Raw genomic sequence first — 5488 nt, 5'->3', positions numbered from 1 at the left:
TGAGAAAATACGATAATTTCAATTCTACCCATCCTTGGGAGGATCATCATCAAGAAAACTCTTTAGCTTCTGAGTAAAGAGTTCCGGTTCATCCAGCATAATAAAATGTCCGGCGTTCTCAAATCTTTCAATTCGGGCAGAAGGAATACCTTCAAGCATGGGTTTCCATTGATGTGGGCTAACGATATTATCCAGGTCACCAAACATCCCCATTGAAGGGATGTTAATCTCCGAGAGCATGGGGATTAAATCTGTGCGACGCAGGGAGGCAATACTAAGCAAGAATGATTCAAGGGTTGTCCGCGACAGGTCCTTGTCCATCATTTCAGCAAAACGCGGATCGCGGCTAATAAATGGAGAGGCAACCCGCATTGCCCAGCGAAAGGCCCACATTGCATTAAAAAGCATAAACGCGATAGACCGATATCCGGCCAGCTTTAAAGGCCAGGCCAAGGAAGAACCGGCAATCGGAGAACCGATCACCACCACCTTACTCACTCGCTCAGGGAATTGGAGCGCAACTGAAAGACTAACGGTGCCCCCCATACTATGTCCCACCAAAGGAGCGCTGACTATACCCAGATTCTCCATGAATTGATCTACAAGGCTAACAAAATCCTGGACAGCATAGGTTTCACGTTCCTTGCCTGATTCACCAAACCCCCAAAAATCCAGGGCATAGGTGCGATAATGACGACCCAGATAGGCCATCGTTTCCTGCCATAGCCCCCACGAACCTAACCAGCCGTGGAGAAGAATTACCGGTTTGCCACGACCGTAAACTTCGTAATGAACGATCCCCTGATCTGTAGTTATAGATGACACAAGATACCTGTTCCCAGGAGAGGAATCATTCCCCCCCTGTCTCCATTTCAGTAAGAATACTGTATAGAAGTTCTAATAGAACTGATTTAACTGACTTCAAATCAGTTGCCACACAGGGCAATAATTTAACCATTGGATCCAGGCGCAGGGCGTTACGCATATCTTCAATTTCCCACGCATCTTCCACGTCCTGCTTATTTGCCGCGACTACATAAGGTGTGGGAGCGTAAGCGCGAAAGGTTTGTAAAATGCTGCGGGCTTCACGGAATGTCTCAGGGCGTGAGCTATCAATCATGACAATAAAGCCCAACATGCCTTCAGAAAGGATCTCCCACATAAAATCGAAACGTTTTTGACCTGGGGTCCCAAAAAGATATAGTACCAGATCTTCATCCACTGTAATGCGGCCAAAGTCCATTGCAACTGTGGTTGCGTCCTTGATTTCTTTCTCCCCAGCCCCGGATATCTTTCGCTCGGTCGCGACGACATCGATCTCGCTCACTGAACCAATAAACTTTGTCTTGCCAGAGGCGAATGGACCTGTCACCACCATTTTGACTGTTTGCATAAGCACAATCCTCAATTATAAATATGAAAACTAGATATTTCCGATCCGATTAATAAGTCGGTTAACCAATGACTTTTGCTCTGTCGTATCTTGAGTTGGGAACATATCTTTAGCAAGCGCGGGAGGCGCACCCTCAGGACGGGTAATTTCCACCAACCCAGCCTGAATTAATCCATAAACAATCCGACGGATTTCCAAATCATCCATCTTCGTTGCCTTTGCGATCTGGCTAATTTTATTTTTTGGGTTAATATAAGAGATAACGCGCCACTCTTCCACACTCAAATTGACATTTTTTAAATCAACTCCGGGACGATCAGTAAATTTCAGTGCCATTTCAAGGCTGGGGATTTCATCTTGCAACTGCTCCCATTCACGCAACTGGCGTGAACCCTCGATAATCAAATTCTCCAAATCAAGGCGAACATTAATCCGATCATCAGGAGGTGCCTGGTCATTCTCAAAACGAAAAAAACCTTCCACCCAGGTAAATAATTGACGCACTACTTCCAAAAAATTTGTCTGCAAAGATACCAAGATATCTTCCTGAGAAAGATACCCGGCATTGATTAAAAGCAGTCCCAATTCTTTATCTGTAACATGCCCGGCACGCTGCTGGATCGAGCGATACTGACTCACAGTTAGTTTCTTCCCCTGATGCAATATAGATGCCAGGCTGCTATTTTCCTGACCAATCATCGCATAGGCCAGTTTTCCATCACGAAAAAAAACCTCAGCGGTTTCATTCGGGCCTTCTATCACCAAAGTCCCCGTCTTACTCGCCAGGTTGACCAGGTTAAGTAGTTGCGTTACTGTAAAATCTCTCAAATTGCCTTTTAGGGCCATAAAAATTCCTTAAAAACACCTTTGCTTCAAAAACAAAGGTGATCACAGAAAAGATTATACATCCTAGAAAAGGATGCGTCAAACCAAGTGCTTTTCACTCTTGAAAGGTGAAAATGGCCTTGTTCAGGGCTTCGCCTCGACAATTAAATCGATCTGATCGATCGCAGGCCCCAAACTTGCTACCAGTATATGGAATTTTCGCTCTCCCGCAACAGATTCCCATCTCCGCGCACCAACCACATTTCCGATGGCATCATAGGCAGTAGCAAGAACCCAAACCTGAGTGGCGACACCCTCTGCAACAACCTCCCCGCTGACTTCAGCGCTGATCCCATCCCAGGAAATTTCCGTAAACACATTCCGCAACAAAGCCGGGAGATAGCGTGAATCATCAGCCGGAACTTCCACTGCAGTCAATAGGACAGCATTGGCATTGGCACTAACCTCAACAGGCGCCTTCGCAAAAAATGCCAGCACAGGCAGCTTGTCTCCAGGGGGAAGACGGTCCAACAGCATGAAGGCAACTTCACTGGCAAAATTCTGCCCGTTTAAGTCGGATAAGCTAATTTGCGCTGAAACGCTCTCCACTGGTGTGGCTTCGCCATTCTGAACGAGGGCGAAACACCACATCCCCCCACTCAAGGTTGGATAACAATCGGGTGAGGAAATTTCCAGATCAAGCGGCCCTGGAGTGGGGACCGAATTTGATATTATTTCGCGATCCGGGATGATCAAATTTTGCCCAACTGACATCGCCGAAGGCTGCACATTTGGGTTGGCAGCCATTAAGGAATTGATTGTGATCCCAAACTTCAGGGCAATATCCCCCATGGTCTCGCCAGAGGAAACCTGATAAAGATGCGGCGTTGGCGTAGGGAGCGGGGTTTCGGTCGGTGCGGGGGTGGGTGGGAGCGGTGTATGGCTGGGGACGGGAGATTGATAGGGCTGCAATGAGCCAGCCAAGGTTGGAGAGAGAATCGGCTTTTCATCCGCAACCGTCGCACAGGACATCAGGAATATAAAGAAAAAACTGAGCGTAATTTGTCGCATTAAAAAGTTGTGAAGTGATCCTGCCAGGTTTCATCTTCGGGCAGACTCATATATGTTGCCAGCAAGGGATGAAGGGTTGCGATCTCCGAATAGATTTTACGCGCCACAGAGCGGATCGAAAAGTGGGCGTTCTTCGCTGCTCTCAACTGGCAGAAGTGATAGGCCTCACGCAGATTGAAGGAAGCCAAAACACGGCGATTGAACCCATTTGGGACGAGATAGGCAGCCACATCAGGATTGAATGCTGCAATCTTTTTGTAGGCTTCGACAACTGCATCCATCGCCGCAGCATACCGTGTCCCGAAACCTGCTTCCGTTATCAGGCTGGGTGTTACGTACCCCAGATTAACCGTTAAGGCCTGGGGAGTTTGAGTCATCATCCGATGACGCTTGAATTCAAAATATGCGCCCTGATCCATGACAAGATCGAAGGTGTAATGGCTGTATTCAAGCTCACGGAGGGGAACATCATATCGGCTCAGGCCGCCGAGCAATTCTTCAGCAAGCCTGGCGCGTTCGAAATCTGATTTTTTTTCGATAGTTTCCAGGGCCTGGGCAAAAGACATTTCACCAAACCTATAGAGCACGGCGGCGAGAATTTTTGTTTCAGCAGCAGGGTCATGATCGATAAGTTTGCAATAAAAATTTTGATCACCCGCCTGCTCAGAAATGGGCTGAGAATGAGAAGATAATTTTTTACCGGTTTCTACCAAATAAGGAACCGGATCTGCGTATTTGAGCAGCGTGGGAACCTCTCCCTGGGCAGCGCTTTTGATTTCCTCCCCGATCTGGCGGATCTCTTCAAGGGGATGGGAGAGCATTTTGCGGATCGCACTTTCGAGAACGCGGGCGTTGGCCGTCATCCCCACATTTGCAAAGGAGGCAGCGGGGAGCAGAAAACGGCAGGCGTCAACATACCTTGAGCGGATGCGGCGATCCCAGGCGTCGTCGGATTCATTTTCCCGGCGAGGGTTGCTCTCCATAATGAGGGCACGCGTCGGTACGAGCGAATCGGCATAGCTTTGAAAAAGCATTTCTACGGTTTTCTGATATTCGTCCCGAAGAGGATGCCCATCCAACTCTGGCGGGGTGACAAAGGCTCCGGCATCCCATTTTTGGTAACGGGTTGATTTTTCCGTATAGGAGGCCAAGCGGTTTGATTCGATGCACTCGATTGCCAATCTGGAAATATCTTCAATGGCAATATGTAAAACAGCATGTTCTGCCACGGAGGCATGGCCATAGCCAACCACCCATTTTTCGTGAAATTCAGCACTGGATTCGTCACTGAGCTCATCGGCGATCTCCCGGAATGTCAGTGGAGAACGGGATGTTTTTGCAAAGGTGACAGCGATCACTTCCTGCGAAAGTTCTTTTGGCGAAAGGAGGTATATTTTACGTTTGGTCATAATTCACTTTTTCTCGCAGCAATGCTCTGCGTTGCGACATGTCTACAATATCCCAACGCAGAGCATTGGGACAAGGTTTAAAAAAGGCGAATGTCCAAATTAGTTTATTTCAATATCAGTCGGAAAGGCTGAATCTGCCGGGTTTTTAGGCAGTAAGCTCTGTAGTTTCTTCAATGCTTTCAGGCCAGAGAATAAGCCCCAGAGCAGGAACAGGTGAAACCCAAATCCAAACCAATCCTGGAAGGCAAGCAGGAGAAAACCATCCAAGGCGTATAAGATCATCCCGACGATAAAAGCCCAGCGATGCCCTTTTATGGCGAAATAGCCAAAAACGACAAATAGGATCGAAATGCCAACGCTGGTAATTATCCCTAAAGCGCGGATGAGGGTGGCGGAGTCGGGGATGCTTTCTGCAATTCCCCAGGCAATCCCATCCACAAGCTGTGTGAAACCGAGCCCGATCACAAAATTGATCCCCGCGTCGAAAAGTGCACCAAGCGAGTTGATCACGGAAAGTGCCGCAATCCAGTAATAATTGCTAGCACCACTTTTCACCTGTCGCTGAAGACCTGCAAGGGCCATCAGGGCATTCATTTCTTCGGAATTGGGATGAGTTTCATTCATTGAGAATTCCTTTCATTTTTAGCCTGTTCAGCAAACCGCCAGAATGATAAGGCACTATAGACGAAAATGCTCCGTTCGTCAACGGAGCATTGGTTTTATTTTAGAATTACTTTTGCCTTGGCAATATCAGCTCTAATTTGGACTAATAATTCATCTACCGAAGCGA

At 47.6% G+C, this 5488-nt stretch carries 6 protein-coding genes; all 6 read right to left on the bottom strand.

The window, feature by feature from the left end; all coding sequences use genetic code 11:
• Positions 1–24: 24 nt before the first annotated feature.
• Entirely contained in the window at positions 25–825 is an 801-nt protein-coding gene (locus AC3DOM_RS15185) for an alpha/beta fold hydrolase (protein WP_487919889.1), read from the bottom strand.
• Between the two features lie 25 nt (positions 826–850).
• A complete protein-coding gene (locus AC3DOM_RS15180) occupies positions 851–1393 on the bottom strand; it encodes a GTP-binding protein (RefSeq protein WP_487919888.1) in 543 nt (180 codons plus the stop codon).
• A 30-nt stretch (positions 1394–1423) separates the two neighbouring features.
• Positions 1424–2239 (bottom strand): DUF4388 domain-containing protein, encoded by an 816-nt coding sequence (locus AC3DOM_RS15175; RefSeq protein WP_487919887.1) that lies wholly within the window; start codon positions 2237–2239, stop codon positions 1424–1426.
• Between the two features lie 123 nt (positions 2240–2362).
• Complete coding sequence (locus AC3DOM_RS15170; RefSeq protein WP_487919886.1) at positions 2363–3289, bottom strand: LysM peptidoglycan-binding domain-containing protein; 927 nt, start codon at positions 3287–3289, stop codon at positions 2363–2365.
• Entirely contained in the window at positions 3289–4698 is a 1410-nt protein-coding gene (locus AC3DOM_RS15165; RefSeq protein ID WP_487919885.1) for an FAD-dependent thymidylate synthase, read from the bottom strand. Before AC3DOM_RS15165 ends, AC3DOM_RS15170 begins: the two co-directional genes overlap by 1 nt.
• 99 nt (positions 4699–4797) lie before the next feature.
• Complete coding sequence (locus AC3DOM_RS15160) at positions 4798–5322, bottom strand: hypothetical protein (RefSeq protein WP_487919884.1); 525 nt, start codon at positions 5320–5322, stop codon at positions 4798–4800.
• Between the last annotated feature and the right edge of the window lie 166 nt (positions 5323–5488).

Source organism: Candidatus Desulfolinea nitratireducens (assembly GCF_982879505.1).
The sequence above is the reverse complement of the archived record's forward strand: the minus strand, read 5'-3'. Positions and strand labels throughout refer to the sequence as shown.

What these genes read in the sequence shown, in the direction of transcription:
- AC3DOM_RS15180 (WP_487919888.1), bottom strand. Translation starts at nt 1,393, where the DNA reads ATGCAAACAGTCAAAATGGTGGTGACAGGTCCATTCGCCTCTGGCAAG.
- AC3DOM_RS15175 (WP_487919887.1), bottom strand. Translation starts at nt 2,239, where the DNA reads ATGGCCCTAAAAGGCAATTTGAGAGATTTTACAGTAACGCAACTACTT.
- AC3DOM_RS15170 (WP_487919886.1), bottom strand. Translation starts at nt 3,289, where the DNA reads ATGCGACAAATTACGCTCAGTTTTTTCTTTATATTCCTGATGTCCTGT.
- AC3DOM_RS15165 (WP_487919885.1), bottom strand. Translation starts at nt 4,698, where the DNA reads ATGACCAAACGTAAAATATACCTCCTTTCGCCAAAAGAACTTTCGCAG.
- AC3DOM_RS15160 (WP_487919884.1), bottom strand. Translation starts at nt 5,322, where the DNA reads ATGAATGAAACTCATCCCAATTCCGAAGAAATGAATGCCCTGATGGCC.